The sequence below is a fragment of the Helicobacter labetoulli genome (assembly GCF_003670275.1).
In the GTDB taxonomy this organism is placed as follows: domain Bacteria; phylum Campylobacterota; class Campylobacteria; order Campylobacterales; family Helicobacteraceae; genus Helicobacter_C; species Helicobacter_C labetoulli.
In genome coordinates, this window is the sequence record NZ_QXJF01000020.1 from 14,225 (window position 1) to 29,459 (window position 15,235).

The window sequence follows — 15,235 nt, forward strand, 5'->3', positions numbered from 1 at the left end:
TAATGACAATTACACTTTATGGTATCAAAACCTGCGGAAGCGTCAAAAAGGCAATAACTTTGCTAGACAAACATAACATTCCATTCCATTTTGTTGATTTAAAAACCACCAAACCAAGCAAAGAGCAGCTCAAATCGTGGATAGAATCTCAAGGCATTAAAGTCGTTCTTAATAACAAAGGCACAACTTATAAAACTCTCAAAAAAGAAGGTAAAATCGGTGATGAGATTTTGGATTCTACTACAGATTCTATGCTGGAAATGCAAATTGAAACGCTTTTTAACACACCTATGCTTTTAAAGCGTCCCATCATCACAAGCGATACATATCTCATCATCGGCTATAATGAAAGTGAAATTTTAGAGCTTATCCACGCCTTTCAACATAGGAAACTATGATGAGATTTTGCTCCGCTTATACTATAGGTTTTGCCCTGTTTTTTACCTTAGGATTCAATGCCTGTGCGGATAAGATTATCCCTAGCTCTCAAGTCAAAGATTTACAGACTTTACCACAAGATGCACTTTTTTATCTTCCAACAGATTCAAAATCTAAACGCAATGACAAAGCCTTAGGGACACTTAAAAAAGACTATTTGCAAAAGCACTTCTCCCCGTGGCATCAAAAGCCAAATCCTAAGAAAAATGAAGTATTTTGGATTTTGCCCTCATTACAAAATCTTGCCACAAACAAAGCTAAAAATAAAAGCTATGGAGAAGACCTTCAGGAGATAAACCCCAAAATCGCACAAGAGCTTATAGATTCTATGAATCTTAGCTCCTACCCAAACCAAAATCAAAAAGCCATTATCACCACGACAACAGCCGTTCGTGCCGCGCCAACAAACAAGCCATTGTTTAATAAACCAAATGGCTATCCTTTTGATAGATGGCAAAATTCCCTTATCTTTGCCAACACGCCCGTGCTTGTTACACATACAAGCAAAGATGGGCAATGGGTGCATATACAATCAAGCTTTGTGTATGGCTGGGTGGAATCTACTCATCTTGCCACACTCACATCTCAACAGGTTAAAGAAATAGAGAGCTATACGCAATACATTAGCCCAAGCCTTGATAAGATTCCACTTTATAACTCGCAGAATCATTTTGTCTCACAAGCACGCATTGGGCAAATTTTCCCCATATATGGAACGCAAAGAAAGCAATTTGTGGGTGTGGCAGTCTATGTGCGTTTGCCAGGTGGGGAAGCAAAAAGAGAGCAAGTATTTTTACCCATAGAAGCAACAAAGTCTTTTCCACAAGCTACAGATTCTAAAGCCATTGCTGAAATCATCAATACAATGATGGGTGATACATATGGTTGGGGCGGATTCTTAGCAAGTCGCGATTGTTCGGCTTTTGTGCGTGATATTTTTACAAATTTTGCCCTCCATCTTCCGCGTAACTCCAAAGCTCAAGTGTATTATGGAAATAATCAAGTTGATTTAAGTACCTTGAATCGCAAGCAAAAAGAATCCTACATCATCGCTAATGCCACGCCATACCAAACAATCCTTTGGCTACAAGGGCATATTATGCTCTATATTGGCGAATATCAGGGCAAGGCTATTGTCGCCCATAGTGCGTGGAGTGCTACCACAGGCAGAGGCTATGAAAATATGCTAGGTGGAGTTGTCATTACAACATTGTATGTGGGAGATGAGCATAATTCACTTTTTGCCAAATCCGAATTGCTTATTGACAAAGTCAAAGCAATGTCTAATATCTCTCAACTTGCTACAAAAATCACCACACAAAAAGACTCTCAATGAAAAAAATAATCCTTATTGTATCTTTGCTTTGGCTTTATGTTTATGGTGAGCCTATCAATGTGCTTGTGAGTGTTGTGCCACAAAAACAAATGCTAGAATCCATTGGCGGAGAAAATGTAGCAGTAGAGGTGCTTGTGCCTCCGGGTAAATCACCTGAAATCTATGAGCCAAGTGTACAGCAGATGAAGCATATTCAAAATGCAGATGTATTTTTTGGTGTGGGAATGCCTCTAGAATCTACTTGGCTTAGGAAGTTTCACGCCATTAATCCTAAGCTAAAATATTACAATCTCGCAGAATCTCACGCTCACGCCCTAGATTCTAACTCGCACGATTTGAAATCACATTCCACAAACCACACTCACAATCCACATATTTGGCTTTCTCCTAAAAGCTCTCAAATACAAGTAGCATTTATCGCGGAGATTCTAAGCACAATGCAACCAAACAATAAAGATTTTTTTATAACACAATCAAAACAGCTCTTACAGGAGCTAGAGCAGATTTTTTCTCACGCTACAAACCTCTTTGCCAAACATACACAAAAAAGCTTTCTTGTGTATCACCCAGCATTTGGGGATTTTGCTAAAGATTTTGAACTAGAAGAGTTAAGTATAGAAAAAAATGGCAAGGAGACTAAGGGCAGGGATTTAACCCAACTCATCACACAAATCAAGCAAAAGCAAATAAAAGCCCTTTTTATCCAGCCACAATATGCTAAATCACGCGTTCAAAGCCTTGCAAATGAGCTGAATCTTGAGATTCTCACCCTTGATCCGCTCAAATCAAATTGGCTTGGCTCTTTTTCTCTCTATGCGTGTCAAATCGCCCTTTCTCTTGAAGAAAATAATCCCAAACATCAGGCAAAGCTACAAGGCTGTTTAAGTGATTTTTTCAAGCCACAAACAAGCACGATAAGGGCAAATAATGCTAGAGATTAAGAATGTGAGCTTTGCCTATGGGGCAGAAAATGTATTAGAAAATATTAACTTTACATTAGAATCTGGCGATTTTTGGGCGGTGATAGGACCAAATGGTGGGGGGAAAACGACATTTGTAAAGCTTTTACTTGGACTGCTTAAACCAACTCTGGGCAAAATTAGCTATCACTCAAACATACAGCCTTGTCATATCGGTAATGTGCCACAAATGACTTGTCACAATATACAATTCCCCATTTGTGTCAAAGACACTATTGCACTTGGACTGCTTAAACCTAGAATCTTTGGCTTCTCACCTAAAAAACAGCAAGATTGTATTGCTCAAGCAATGGAAACTCTAGGCATCACCCATCTTGCCAAAAAGCCCTTATATGCCCTTTCAGGCGGGGAAAGGCAAAAAGTGCTTATCGCAAGGGCTATTGTCAATGCTCCAAAGATTCTAATCCTTGATGAGCCAACGGCAAATATTGACTCTCAAGCACAGGCAAATATCTATGAGTTGCTCAAAAAGCTTAATCACACAATGAGTATTATCGTAGTCAGCCACGATATTTCACTCACACTCGGCTATGCAAAAAAGGTGCTTTATATCAATAAAAATGCCATCATACACGAGATTCCACATTTTGAGCTTGATATGAGCGGACATATTTGCGAAGTGGATTTGCTAACTCATTTTGCTATGCAACCCAACAATTCGTCTTTGGGTATGCAATGTGACAGTGTTGCAAGTTTTGCAAAAGGCACGGACGCCAAGTCCGCTAACCTTCCACAAAACTTGCAAAGCTACCACAGCCACACCGCAAATACTAGAATTGTGAATTCTCAAAATGTAGAATCTCACACAGATTCCACAACTTTCGTAGCAGCAAAGCACGACTTTGTCACAAACAACATTAATAGAAGCAATTCACAGGCAAACCTACATAATAAATCGCCAAAAGAGATAACACAGAATCTAGGACAACTATGAGTGAGCTATTTTCATATCAATTCGTATGGGTGGCATTGTTTGTGTCTTTTCTTGTGAGCATTTGCAGTGGGATTATTGGCTCTATGATTGTGGCAAATAAAAATGTCTTTGTCGCTGGTGGCGTAGCTCATAGTGCTTTTGGTGGCGTTGGGTTGGCACTTTTTTGTGGCTTTAGCACTATGTTTGGTGCATTGTGTTTTGGTGTGATTATGGCTTTATTTTTAGCCTATGCGTTTTTGTATCAACGAGAAAGACTTGATGCCTATGTGGGAGCAAGCTGGGCGTTTGGAATGGCAATAGGCGTGATCCTTATTGATATAAGTCCGGGATATAATAGCGATATTTCAAGCTATCTTTTTGGCTCAATCCTTGCTGTCAGCAAAGATGAAATGGTAGCTATGATAGCTTTTGATATTTTTCTTATCATTTTTGTGAGCTTGTATTATTATGAGATTCTAGGCTTGTTTTATGATAGCGAGTTTTGCAAGACTAAGGGTTTAAATGTCAATGTGTGGATAAGTATTGTATTTGTGCTTATCGCCATTGGTGTTGTGCTATCTATGAGTGTGGCTGGACTTATTCTTGTTTTGGCAATTTTATCAATCCCTGCCTATATTGCCAATCTCTTTTCCCACTCACTCCGCTCTATGATGTTTATCTCGTGGCTCATTTCACTTATCTTTATGTGGATTGGGTTTTTTATCGCGTATTATCTCAATGTGAGTATTGGGGCGTGTATTGTTGTGCTTTTGGCACTTGGAATGTTTGGTGCTATGCTTATTCATAAAATTACAAGGAGCTTTCTATGAGAGAAGAAGATTCAAGACTTATTGCTAAAAGGGCGGTTAAAATCGCATTGTTTTGTGTGTTTGCTACCTTACTTTTAAGCCTCATTAATATTTATATCTTAATTAACCAAGTCAGTGCCACTGCTGCTATGAGCAAGGAAATCAAAGCCTTGCAAGAAAAAGTTGGCATTGAGCGAAAAGAGTTATTACAATAGAATCTAATCTAGCCTGTAATGTGCGCCTTTGCTTTCCTTGTGTGCTTTGGCAGATTCTATGATTTTTTTAGCTACAAGCAATCGTAGTCGTAGCATACGCCCAATATTAGATTCTAGCATTACCTCAACGCCACCTAGAGCTGAATCTAGCCCACTTTGTGAGCGGATAATCCCAACCTTATCCCACATAATCTCGCGTAGCACATTCTTAAGCCGGACATCGCCCTCTTTTTGTAAGACTTCTTCACATAGCGGAAAATGCCGAATGGGATTTTGGATAGAATGCCCTGCGATATATTCCGCAACTCTTTTGCCAAAAACAAGCCCTTCTAAAAGTGAATTAGAAGCAAGGCGATTTGCTCCGTGTAGTCCATTACACGCACATTCTCCAACCGCATAGAGATTACTCATACCTTTCACACGCCCATTTACATCTACCAAGATTCCGCCCATAGAGTAGTGAAACGCCGGAGATATGGGAATCTTTTGTTTGGGCAAGGAGAGTTTATTTGTGCTTAAATCGCGATAAATATTTGGAAAGCGATTTTTAAAATCCGCTTCACCAAAGGCACTCACATCTAAAAAAGCTGATTTTTTTTGTGTGGAGCAATAATCCATTATCCCCCTTGCCACAATATCTCGCGGAGCAAGCTCGCCTCGCTCATCATAGGCAAATAAAAATCTCTTATCATCTTCATCTACAATCACACCACCCTCACCACGAACCGCTTCGGATATAAGGTATTTTCTCGCTTGTGGGTTACTCACATAGGCTGTGGGATGGAATTGCAACATTTCCATATCTTGCAGGGCTAAATTATGCTCTAAAATAATGCCGTGCAAATCACTGCTAATGGTATAAGCATTGGTATGGTATTTAAAAAGCCCCCCAACGCCCCCACTTGCGATAACCACTTGATGTGCATACAGATTTTGCAAACCAAACTTGCTTTGCACACATACCCCATAGCACCTATCCTCTTCAATGAGCAAATCCACCACTTCAGCGTTTTTCCACAATGTCGCTTGAAGTTTGCCTATAAGATGTGTATGGAGATTTCTCCCTGTGGCATCCCCACCTGAATGCACGATTCTCGCACAAGAATGCCCACCCTCTTTTGCATAAAGTAGCTCTCCCCTCTCATCTCTATCAAGCACAAAACCACTTTGGATAAGCTCTTGCAAAACCGCATTGCTATTTTGGCTTAGAATCTCCACACATTCCTTATTGTTGACACTCCCACCAGCCAAAAGTGTATCCTGTATATGCAGGACTTCATCTTGTTTATCTTTTGCTATTGTAATGCCACCTTGTGCGTAAAATGTATTACACTCCCAAGGTTGAGACTTGCATAAAATCAAAACTTTTAAATGTGAGGGCAAATGCCTAGCACAATATAGCCCAGCCACACCAGCCCCAATAATAATCACATCATATTGTTGGCTCATTTATTCCTCATCTTCTTCATAACTTGCTGAAGGCTTAGAGCCTATCTCTTGAAATAGCACTCTCTTTTTTGGTGCGACTTCTTGCTCTTGAGATATGTCTTCTTGCTCTATGTTAGAATCTGTATAAAAAGGATCTGCCTTATATCCACAACCCACAAGCATACAAGCAAAAATAAATATCAAATATGCTACAATCAACCTATGAAAGTTAAAACTATGTATCATTTACTCTCCAATATGAAACGAGAATTCCCACTTTTGCACCACAAGCTTGAGCAGCAAAGTGAAATTACTCGTTTTAAAAATACCTTTCTCACTCCACTAGAGCGAGAGCAGATTCTATTTATTGTGCCTAAAAATAATCAACTCCTTTTTGCGTTTAAACACAAGGCGTTGTGCGTAGAATTTAATCATTATAAGCATAAATTTATAATAGAGAGTTTAAAGCAATATAAAGAGCATTTTCCCACACTGAATTCTATCCAAAAAATACACGCTTATGTGCCTTCCCATATCCTTAGTCCAAAGCCTCCACAAAAGAGTGTGCAAATCTATCGCGAACACGCAAAAGGGGAGTTTATAAATAACGCGACAAATCCGCAAATTTATGAAAAATTTGAGGCACTTCGGGTTGGGATTAAACGCCAATGGGAAGCACAAAATGCCAACGCATAATCTACTTTTTACCTTACAAAATCTCCCCACACAAAGTGGAATCTACCAATATTTTGACAAAGATGATAATCTACTCTATGTGGGCAAAGCCAAAAATCTCAAAAATCGCATAAAAAGCTATTTTAGTATCCATAATGACATCATCACGCCAAAGAATAATCTTAGCCAAAGAATAAGTCTTATGGTGTCTCAAGTAGCTAAGATTCACACATTGCTTACACAAACCCAAGAAGATGCCCTGATTCTAGAAAATTCTCTCATCAAAAGCCTAAAGCCAAAATATAACATTCTCCTGCGTGATGATAAAACCTATCCATATATCTACATTGACACTTCCGCTGCTTTTCCACGCTTTGAAATCACTCGTAAAGTGCTGCATAAGAAGCATATTGAATATTTTGGTCCCTTTGTGAGTGGAGCAAGGGAGCTACTTGATAGTCTCTATGACGCCCTGCCCCTTGTGCAGAAAAAATCCTGCCTTAAAAGCAAGAAGGCTTGTATTTTTCATCAAATTCATAAATGCCTAGCCCCTTGTGAAAATAAAATCTCAAAAGAGCAATACGCACATTATATTACACAAGCAAAAGAGTTTATAGGTAATAGAAAAGGGCTTATTGAGATTTTAGAATCTAAAATGCAAACGCTCTCACTTTATCTCCAATTTGAAGAGGCGGCAAAAATACGAGATAGAATCCAAAAGCTAAAAACCCTAAAAACTCAATCCATTATTGATATTATGAGCGGGGATTATGATATTTTCCTGCTTGATTCAATGGGACAAAATCATATCCTTATGATGCTTTTTATCCGCAATGGTCGCATTATATCAAGTGATTTTTCGCTCATTTTTCAAGAAATCTATACGCATAATCTTGCCTCGCTTTACACCCAAGCCTTGCTCAATCACTACAAATCGCCGCTTCCATTGCCGCCAAAGGAGATTCTCATTCCGCACTTTGACTTTCAAGACAAAAATGATTTACAAAATATTTTGCAAGCTCAAACTCAAAGTCATCTCAAAATCACCCAGCCACAAAAAGGCATAAAGCACAATCTCTTGCAACTTGCCAAAAATAACGCCCAAGAAATCTTAGCTCTTCGCACAAAAGAACAAAGCAAAGCCCAAAACGATAACACCACACTTTATGCCCTAAAAGAGCTATGCCACCTTATGCAAGTGCCACATAGAATAGAGATTTTTGACACTTCTCATCACAGCGGAAGCCATAATGTGGGCGGTATGGTTGTGTATGAAAATGGCAATTTTATGCGCAGTGCTTATAGACGCTTTGAACTCCATAGTAGCGATGAATACTCCCAAATGAGTGAAATGCTCACACGCCGAGCAAAAAAATTTGAATCTAATCCACCACCGGATTTATGGCTACTTGATGGTGGCAAGGCTCAAATTAATCTAGCACTTGATATTCTAAAAAGTGTTGGGGCAAATGTTGATGTTATCGCCATTGCTAAAATGAAGCATAATGCTAAAGCTTATCGCTCTAAAGGCAATGCACTTGATATTTTACGCACACAAAATACAGAGTTTAAACTCAATGCAAACGATAAAAGACTACAATTCTGCCAAAAGCTCCGTGATGAAGTGCATAGATATGCTATCACTTATCATCGCAATAAAAAACAAAAAGATATGCAAAAGGCACAAATTATGGATAGCTCTTATAGCAAAGCACAAATCAAGCGGCTTTTAGACTATTTTGGCTCGTTTAATGCACTGCAATCCGCTTCAAAAGAGCAGATTCAAAATGTGCTTTCACGCCCTTCTAGTAAAAAGCAATAAAGATTCAAAATGAATACTTCCCTATACAACCAAACGCTAGATATTTTGCAACATAGCTTTAAAACTTTGGATATTACACTTGCCAAAAACAATGCCCAAAAAAGCCTAGAATCCCTTTGGCAACAGCATAAAGATGAAAACCAACAGCTTATAGAAAATGAAATGCGAATGGCGATTTTGCATTTTTATCATCAATATGGCTTGGGGGCTTTTGTGTATTATGACAAAAATACACTCCATATCATCACGCATATTAAGGACAAAAAACATAATATCTATGTAGATTCTATTTGCAAGTTTTTAAAAACCCACAAAGCCCTTTATACGCAAGAGAAAATCAAGCAAAGAGAGCTCACAAAGCGGGATTTTAAAGAACTCTTTGATTTTGTAGAATCTAGCTTTGATGTGCAGAGAAGCACACAAAGAGAGCTAATCAAACTTGCTCTAAGAAATGTCTTTGGCATACAAGCTAGAGATGCACTTTTTTTTAAAAATGGTGAAATTAGACTCTTTGCCTTTGATTATGAAAAAGTAAAGCTCAATAATGAAATCCGCAAGATTAATAGTAATGCTCATATCAATGTTTTAAGCAATGAGAATAAAAAGATTCTTGATAACGCCCTACTTTCAGCTGATATGCATACTATTATCGTGCAAAATACGCTAACGATTTTGCAAAATGACATACATCTTTCACGCATAGATAATCTTGAGTTTAATAAACAATTCAGTTTTTTTGCGATTCAAAAATTGCGTCTTTACATAGAAAGCCTTGCCATAAGCCACATAGATTCTCTAGCAAAAAGTATTTATTGTATGAATCTGGCACAAAAATATGCTGGAGTAATGTTTGAAATCGTAGCCAAAGAGCTTTTGGAGCTTTGTGCAAAAAATAATGCAAATGCTATAAGGTTTATTGAGTTTTATAATGGTGGCTCACTTGAGTTAAGAGGGCAGATTCTAAAAAAGCCATTAATCACTGATAGCTCTGGGAATCCTTGGACTATTAATCTCATACAACAAGCTCTAAGGAGCAAATTAAACATAGAATTTGATATACAAAAAATGCAACAAGAGAGTGATACCATCAATAAACAAATTGAACATATCACACACACAAGCAATCAGCACGAATCTGCCCTAAAAGAATCTCAGGCTAAAATCGCATATTGCAAAGATGAGCTAGAATCTAAAAATCAAGCCTTGCGTTTGCTTGTCAATCAAAAAGCACCAAAAGAGCAAATTGACACACTAAGTGAAGAGATAAATGCCCTTATCCTCAAAAAATCACAGATTCTAAACAGCACAGAAGCATTGCAAAAAGAGCTTGTGAGCTTAAATAATCAGCACATCAAACTCTTAGAATCTAATGAAGCGTTAAAACAACGCATTAACTACACTTTTAAGAAAAATAGAGAAATATTTTTACAATACGACTTGCTTTGCCACGCTTTGGGTGATGCTATTGCAAATGGTAAAGATCTAATGTAAAAGAGAAGCAAAGGAGTTGTAATGAAAAATATCATCACGCATTTTATCAACAAAACATCTTTTCATACACAAACGACAATTTTAGTGTGGATTGTGATTGTTGGGTTTGCTTTGGTGGCAAGTGTAGGACTGCTTGCACTCATTGGGCTTAAGAGCGAGTTTGATACCAACTCACCGCAAAATAATAATATCCACTCTCTCATTTTGCTAAATAAAAATTATGACCCCTATAAATCAAGCCAGAATCTACCAAAAATCCTTGAAATGTGGGACCAATACAAGCTCCACAACCTTAAAAAAACTCAAGATTTAGCCGTCTCTCACTTGCGAGAATGGTATGCTAAAACTTTTAAACCAAGCCAGTATAAGCAGATTCAGATTCTCTTAGCCAAAGAAAATATCATCACAGAATCTATTGACAAAGCCTTTATCGCAAATGACACTTCTCGCATTCCCTCCTTGCTAGAAGAGCAAATACTCCTTGCGTTTGATATTGCTTTTTATGATAAGCATATTACAGATTCTCTATATCAAAACACTTTCATTATCTTAGCTATTTTTATGCTCATTGTTATCACAACAATCATCATTCTTGCCCTTTCTATACGCCAATCCATAAATACCAATCACCTCACCTTAGAACAACTCGTGCAGGAGAAAACCCAAGAGTTACAAAATCTCAATGAGAATCTCCAAAAGTCCATAGCATACGAAGTGGAGCAAAATCGCAAGAAAGATTTGATTATGTATCAACAAGCAAGACTTGCCTCTATGGGAGAGATGATACAAAATATCGCTCATCAATGGCGGCAACCGCTTAATTCCCTGATGATGCTCATTCAAAGCTTTAAAAGTAAGGCTTTACAAAAAAAATTAAATGAGGAATTTGTCCTCACACAAACACAATATGGTATGAAAATCGCCACAGAGATGTCAAATACCATTGAAAATTTCCGCAATTTCTTTCGTCCAGAGAGTAAGACAGAGCCTTTTGTGCTTTCTACAAGTATTTGGGATTCTGTAGAGTTACTCCAAGCACAACTTGCTGAAAGCTCAATCCAAGTTGAAGTGGTGATGAACAAAGATGATGAGAATCTCAGCATTGATGGATTCCAAAACTCTTTCACACAAGTTATTTTAATTCTTATCAACAACGCCATTGATGCTCTAAAACTCGCTATGGAAAGCAAACAAAACTTTCAAAAGCCAATCATAGCGATTTCATTAGATAAGCTAGGATACAATATCGTGCTTTGCGTAAGAGACAATGCAGGTGGGATTCATCTCAATGATAAATCAAAGGTTTTTGAGCCATATTTCACCACCAAGCATAAGTCTGTTGGCACGGGTGTTGGGCTTTATATGGCAAAGCAAATCATAGAGCGTCAATTCAATGGCACAATCAATGTATCTAATACGCACTGGTCTAGTAAAGACTTTGAGGATAAGGAACATTTTGGGGCGGAATTTAGCATAAGCATACCCATTACAAAAGGAACACTATGAATCTTGAAGCACTAAGCAAACTCACTATTTTATACGCAGAAGATGATAATGACACGGCTAATCTCACAAGTATGGTGCTTGAAGATTATGTTGGGCGTTTGCTTGTGGCAAAAAATGGACAAGAAGCACTGAATCTTTTTAAACTCCATAAGGTTGATTTAGTCATTACAGATATTCTTATGCCAAAGATGAATGGCATTGAACTGATTAATGCCATACGCACTTCTAGCACTCACCCTGATGTCCCCGTTGTCATCACCACCGCACACACGGAGACAAAATACCTTCTTGATGCCATAAGACTACGCGTTGATGGTTACATTCTTAAACCCATCAATGTTGAGGAGCTGCTCCACGCCCTTGATAAGGCAATTCTACCATTTTTACAAGCCGATGAAATTGCTTCTAAGAATCTCCTTATCAACGCTATCTCCACATTTGTAGGGGGCAAAAAAATTGCCATTATCCAATTTTTACTCGCTCATTGCGATGAGGATAATATCTTTTATGGCTCTTATGAGGACATCATTGCTCATCTTAATGTCAGCAAACCTACGATTGTTAAAACTTTCAAGCAGCTCATTGATACAGGCATTCTTATCAAAATTAAAAACAAAGTCTATAAGATTCACCCAGATTTAGACCAAAACGCCAAAAATAACGCCCTAAAAGATTCTAACCCTTGACTTCAAGCAAAGTTTTTAATACAATCAGCCTTTCATTTTACCTATGAAATCTCTTAAGATTTAGAATCCAATTTTGCAACTTCCTAATTTCTTAACAAAACTCTTTTAAGGACATTTATGGCAGAACACAAACGAACTCACACACCTGTGGAAGGGTATCAACTAGAGGAACTCCGCACAAAAAGTATTAAGCAACTTATCGCAATTGCCGAAGAAGTCAAGGTTGAAAATCCTAGCGACTATCGCCGACAAGACCTTATCTTTGAGATTCTAAAAAATCAAGTCAATCAAGGCGGATATATCCTTTTTTCAGGGATTTTAGAAATTACAAATGAAGGCTATGGCTTTTTGCGTGCTTTGACAGAAAGTCTTGCAGATTCTCAAAATGACACTTATGTTTCACAATCTCAAATCCGCCGCTTCGCCTTGCGTAATGGCGATATTGTAACCGGACAGGTGCGCGCCCCAAAAGATCAGGAGCGATATTATGCACTTTTAAAGATTGAAGCCATTAATTATATGTCGCTTGAAGAGAATAAAAACCGCCCTCTTTTTGATAATCTCACCCCCCTATTCCCACAAGAGCAGCTCAAGCTTGAATATGAATCTAGCAAAGTTACAGGTAGAATGCTAGATCTCTTTAGCCCCATAGGCAAGGGGCAGAGAGCGCTTATTGTAGCCCCTCCTCGCACAGGAAAAACGGAGCTTATGAAAGAGTTAGCCCACGGCATTGCGAAAAATCACCCCGAAGTTGAACTTATGGTTTTGCTCGTTGATGAGCGACCCGAAGAAGTAACTGATATGGAGCGGAGCGTCAAAGGGCAGGTGTTTAGCTCTACTTTTGATATGCCAGCGACAAATCATATCCGCGTAGCTGATTTAGTTATTGAATCTGCCAAGCGAAAGGTTGAAATGGGTAAAGATGTGGTGATTTTACTAGATTCTATCACGCGTCTTGCTCGTGCGTATAATGCCGCTACACCTTCAAGTGGTAAGGTGCTAAGCGGTGGGGTTGATGCCAATGCTTTGCATAAGCCTAAGCGATTTTTTGGTGCAGCTAGAAATATAGAGCAAGGTGGAAGCCTTACCATCATCGCTACAGCCCTTATTGAGACAGGCTCTAGAATGGACGAAGTGATTTTTGAAGAGTTTAAAGGCACAGGTAATAGCGAAATCGTCTTAGCACGAAATATTGCTGATCGCAGAATCTACCCAGCCTTTGATGTGCTTAAAAGCGGAACGCGAAAAGATGACTTGCTACTTGGCAAAGATAATCTCACAAAAGTGTGGATGCTACGCAATGTAATGCACACAATGGACGATGTAGAAGCACTTAGCTTTATTTATTCAAAAATGAAGCAAACAAAGGACAATGAAGAGTTTTTAAATATGATGCAAGAGTAGTTTAAGGAAAATAGATGCGAACAGGGGTTTTTGACAGCGGTATTGGGGGCTTAAGCGTTTTAAAAAGTCTTATTAATGCAAAACTTTTTGATGAGATTATTTACTATGGTGATACAGCTCGTGTGCCTTATGGTGTGAAAGATAAGCAAACTATTATTCGCTTTTCCCTAGAAGCATTAGATTTTTTTAAGCCCCATAATATTGATATTCTCATCGTTGCGTGTAATACCGTGAGTGCCTATGCATTGGAAGAAATGCAAAAACACAGCAAGATTCCAATCGTTGGCGTGATTGAGCCCGGAGTCTTAGCCGTGCAAAATAAGCTCAAGGACACAGATTCAGAAATCCTTATTTTAGCCACTCGTGCCACGATTAATTCTGGGGAATATGAGACACGCCTAAGAAAAATAGGTTTTTGGAATCTTAAAAGCCTTGCTACTGGACTTTTCGTGCCACTTGTTGAAGAGGGTTTGCTTGAAGGAGCGGTGCTTGAAAGCGTGTTTGATTACTATTTTAGTAATTTCACCAATCCACCAAAAGGCATTATCCTAGGCTGCACACATTTTCCGCTTATCGCAGATGCTTTGAGTGCGTATTTTAACAATCAAAGTGTGCTTATCCATTCAGGCGAGGCGATTGTGGAGTATTTAGAAACGCATTTGCAGCTTCGCACACAATATCCACTCAAATCACTTCAATTTTTCGCAAGTGATAACACCGCCTCTTTAACAAAAATCGCACAAAAGTGGTTATAATAGCACCCCCAAACACAATAGAGGAGAGAAAATGAAACTCAAAAGAAAAATAAACTTTGATGTCTGCACATTTTGCAATCACGCCTGTGATTTTTGCTCAAACCCAGATAAACGCACCAAGAAAGCAAAAACAAGTTATGCTGATTTTGTAAAAGCTATGGATAATGTTTTGTAATATGTTGAAACTGATGAGTTAGGGCTATCAGCAAAAGGTGAAGTGCTTTTAAATAATGATTTAGAATCTATCATTAATCATTGCAAAAACACCTACAACATTCCATACATTTACATCAGCTCCAATGGGGCATTGATGAATGAATCTCGTGCTGTATCTCTCATAGAATCTGGACTAGATTCTATAAAGTTTTCTATCAATGCAATTGATTCTGTAAATTATAAAAAAGTGCATAATCGCGATGATTTTGATAGAGTTATTCAAAATTTTTCCACACTCCTTAAACTTAAAAAAGAAAGATATCCACATCTTAAACTTCTCATTAGCTCTGTTTTAACCCCTTGCAATACACAAAATCCACAAGAAGCTTTTGGGGAAATTTTTGGAGAAAATGCCTACCTTATTGACAAAATTCTCCCTTATAAACGCAATATTACACAAAAAGAATATATTTATACGGGGGGGGGGGATAGAAGAATCTCTGCATAATCAACATTTTTCTTCTTCTAAATTTTCCACACAACCTCTCAACAAGCCCCTTTGCTCAATCCCCTTTGATGAGATATGGATAAATTCTGATTGTTCTCTCATTTTGTGTTGTA

Annotated in this window: 17 protein-coding genes; 15 read left to right on the forward strand and 2 right to left on the reverse strand. The window is 38.2% G+C overall.

Features of this window, described 5'->3' with window-relative positions; genetic code table 11:
• Positions 1-2: 2 nt before the first annotated feature.
• From EBF12_RS09985 to EBF12_RS10010, 6 genes are read left to right on the forward strand one after another with little or no spacing between them, the layout of a single operon-like run.
• On the forward strand, positions 3-398 hold the full coding sequence (locus tag EBF12_RS09985; RefSeq protein ID WP_121727515.1) for an arsenate reductase family protein: 396 nt from the start codon (positions 3-5) through the stop codon (positions 396-398).
• Entirely contained in the window at positions 398-1,774 is a 1,377-nt protein-coding gene (locus tag EBF12_RS09990; protein WP_121727516.1) for an SH3 domain-containing protein, read from the forward strand. Before EBF12_RS09985 ends, EBF12_RS09990 begins: the two co-directional genes overlap by 1 nt.
• Positions 1,771-2,715, forward strand: a complete 945-nt coding sequence (locus tag EBF12_RS09995) for a metal ABC transporter solute-binding protein, Zn/Mn family (RefSeq protein ID WP_121727517.1) — start codon at positions 1,771-1,773, stop codon at positions 2,713-2,715. Before EBF12_RS09990 ends, EBF12_RS09995 begins: the two co-directional genes overlap by 4 nt.
• Entirely contained in the window at positions 2,702-3,688 is a 987-nt protein-coding gene (locus tag EBF12_RS10000; RefSeq protein WP_121727518.1) for a metal ABC transporter ATP-binding protein, read from the forward strand. Before EBF12_RS09995 ends, EBF12_RS10000 begins: the two co-directional genes overlap by 14 nt.
• Positions 3,685-4,497 (forward strand): metal ABC transporter permease, encoded by an 813-nt coding sequence (locus tag EBF12_RS10005; protein WP_121727519.1) that lies wholly within the window; start codon positions 3,685-3,687, stop codon positions 4,495-4,497. Before EBF12_RS10000 ends, EBF12_RS10005 begins: the two co-directional genes overlap by 4 nt.
• The gene (locus EBF12_RS10010) at positions 4,494-4,691 is read left to right on the forward strand and encodes a DUF5408 family protein (RefSeq protein WP_121727520.1); all 198 of its coding nucleotides are present in this window, start codon (positions 4,494-4,496) and stop codon (positions 4,689-4,691) included. The genes EBF12_RS10005 and EBF12_RS10010 overlap by 4 nt, the downstream gene beginning before the upstream one ends.
• A 3-nt stretch (positions 4,692-4,694) precedes the next feature.
• Here EBF12_RS10010 and nadB read toward each other — a convergent pair whose 3' ends face one another.
• Together nadB and EBF12_RS10020 are read right to left on the reverse strand one after the other, a co-directional pair.
• Positions 4,695-6,140 carry an L-aspartate oxidase gene (gene nadB / locus EBF12_RS10015; RefSeq protein WP_121727521.1) on the reverse strand — a complete coding sequence of 482 codons (1,446 nt, stop codon included), beginning with the start codon at positions 6,138-6,140 and terminating at the stop codon, positions 4,695-4,697.
• The gene (locus tag EBF12_RS10020) at positions 6,141-6,365 is read right to left on the reverse strand and encodes a hypothetical protein (RefSeq protein WP_121727522.1); all 225 of its coding nucleotides are present in this window, start codon (positions 6,363-6,365) and stop codon (positions 6,141-6,143) included.
• Here EBF12_RS10020 and EBF12_RS10025 point away from each other — a divergent pair.
• The 9 genes from EBF12_RS10025 to EBF12_RS12050 all read left to right on the forward strand — a co-directional run bounded on the left by EBF12_RS10025 (position 6,357) and on the right by EBF12_RS12050 (position 15,122).
• A complete protein-coding gene (locus EBF12_RS10025; protein WP_208630981.1) occupies positions 6,357-6,815 on the forward strand; it encodes a hypothetical protein in 459 nt (152 codons plus the stop codon). The two genes, EBF12_RS10020 and EBF12_RS10025, sit on opposite strands and share 9 nt — an antisense overlap.
• Positions 6,802-8,616 carry an excinuclease ABC subunit UvrC gene (gene uvrC / locus EBF12_RS10030; RefSeq protein WP_121727524.1) on the forward strand — a complete coding sequence of 605 codons (1,815 nt, stop codon included), beginning with the start codon at positions 6,802-6,804 and terminating at the stop codon, positions 8,614-8,616. The genes EBF12_RS10025 and uvrC overlap by 14 nt, the downstream gene beginning before the upstream one ends.
• Before the next feature lie 9 nt (positions 8,617-8,625).
• Positions 8,626-10,107: a coiled-coil domain-containing protein gene (locus EBF12_RS10035; RefSeq protein ID WP_121727525.1), complete on the forward strand. Its 1,482-nt coding sequence runs from the start codon at positions 8,626-8,628 to the stop codon at positions 10,105-10,107.
• A gap of 21 nt (positions 10,108-10,128) precedes the next feature.
• Positions 10,129-11,613 carry a sensor histidine kinase gene (locus EBF12_RS10040; RefSeq protein WP_121727526.1) on the forward strand — a complete coding sequence of 495 codons (1,485 nt, stop codon included), beginning with the start codon at positions 10,129-10,131 and terminating at the stop codon, positions 11,611-11,613.
• The gene (locus EBF12_RS10045) at positions 11,610-12,299 is read left to right on the forward strand and encodes a response regulator (RefSeq protein WP_121727527.1); all 690 of its coding nucleotides are present in this window, start codon (positions 11,610-11,612) and stop codon (positions 12,297-12,299) included. The genes EBF12_RS10040 and EBF12_RS10045 overlap by 4 nt, the downstream gene beginning before the upstream one ends.
• A gap of 117 nt (positions 12,300-12,416) precedes the next feature.
• Positions 12,417-13,703: a transcription termination factor Rho gene (rho, locus tag EBF12_RS10050; RefSeq protein WP_121727528.1), complete on the forward strand. Its 1,287-nt coding sequence runs from the start codon at positions 12,417-12,419 to the stop codon at positions 13,701-13,703.
• Positions 13,704-13,717: 14 nt separating this feature from the next.
• A complete protein-coding gene (gene murI, locus EBF12_RS10055; protein WP_002956822.1) occupies positions 13,718-14,458 on the forward strand; it encodes a glutamate racemase in 741 nt (246 codons plus the stop codon).
• A 31-nt stretch (positions 14,459-14,489) separates the two neighbouring features.
• The gene (locus tag EBF12_RS12045; protein WP_244196512.1) at positions 14,490-14,633 is read left to right on the forward strand and encodes a hypothetical protein; all 144 of its coding nucleotides are present in this window, start codon (positions 14,490-14,492) and stop codon (positions 14,631-14,633) included.
• 42 nt (positions 14,634-14,675) lie between these two features.
• Positions 14,676-15,122, forward strand: coding sequence for a radical SAM protein (locus tag EBF12_RS12050; RefSeq protein WP_244196513.1), 447 nt, complete (start codon positions 14,676-14,678; stop codon positions 15,120-15,122).
• Positions 15,123-15,235: the final 113 nt, after the last annotated feature.

What these genes read in the sequence shown, in the direction of transcription:
- uvrC (WP_121727524.1), top strand. Translation starts at nt 6,802, where the DNA reads ATGCCAACGCATAATCTACTTTTTACCTTACAAAATCTCCCCACACAA.
- nadB (WP_121727521.1), bottom strand. Translation starts at nt 6,140, where the DNA reads ATGAGCCAACAATATGATGTGATTATTATTGGGGCTGGTGTGGCTGGG.
- EBF12_RS09990 (WP_121727516.1), top strand. Translation starts at nt 398, where the DNA reads ATGAGATTTTGCTCCGCTTATACTATAGGTTTTGCCCTGTTTTTTACC.
- EBF12_RS10000 (WP_121727518.1), top strand. Translation starts at nt 2,702, where the DNA reads ATGCTAGAGATTAAGAATGTGAGCTTTGCCTATGGGGCAGAAAATGTA.
- EBF12_RS10020 (WP_121727522.1), bottom strand. Translation starts at nt 6,365, where the DNA reads ATGATACATAGTTTTAACTTTCATAGGTTGATTGTAGCATATTTGATA.
- murI (WP_002956822.1), top strand. Translation starts at nt 13,718, where the DNA reads ATGCGAACAGGGGTTTTTGACAGCGGTATTGGGGGCTTAAGCGTTTTA.
- EBF12_RS10010 (WP_121727520.1), top strand. Translation starts at nt 4,494, where the DNA reads ATGAGAGAAGAAGATTCAAGACTTATTGCTAAAAGGGCGGTTAAAATC.
- EBF12_RS10025 (WP_208630981.1), top strand. Translation starts at nt 6,357, where the DNA reads ATGTATCATTTACTCTCCAATATGAAACGAGAATTCCCACTTTTGCAC.
- EBF12_RS10035 (WP_121727525.1), top strand. Translation starts at nt 8,626, where the DNA reads ATGAATACTTCCCTATACAACCAAACGCTAGATATTTTGCAACATAGC.
- EBF12_RS09995 (WP_121727517.1), top strand. Translation starts at nt 1,771, where the DNA reads ATGAAAAAAATAATCCTTATTGTATCTTTGCTTTGGCTTTATGTTTAT.
- EBF12_RS10045 (WP_121727527.1), top strand. Translation starts at nt 11,610, where the DNA reads ATGAATCTTGAAGCACTAAGCAAACTCACTATTTTATACGCAGAAGAT.
- EBF12_RS12045 (WP_244196512.1), top strand. Translation starts at nt 14,490, where the DNA reads ATGAAACTCAAAAGAAAAATAAACTTTGATGTCTGCACATTTTGCAAT.
- EBF12_RS09985 (WP_121727515.1), top strand. Translation starts at nt 3, where the DNA reads ATGACAATTACACTTTATGGTATCAAAACCTGCGGAAGCGTCAAAAAG.
- EBF12_RS10005 (WP_121727519.1), top strand. Translation starts at nt 3,685, where the DNA reads ATGAGTGAGCTATTTTCATATCAATTCGTATGGGTGGCATTGTTTGTG.
- EBF12_RS10040 (WP_121727526.1), top strand. Translation starts at nt 10,129, where the DNA reads ATGAAAAATATCATCACGCATTTTATCAACAAAACATCTTTTCATACA.
- rho (WP_121727528.1), top strand. Translation starts at nt 12,417, where the DNA reads ATGGCAGAACACAAACGAACTCACACACCTGTGGAAGGGTATCAACTA.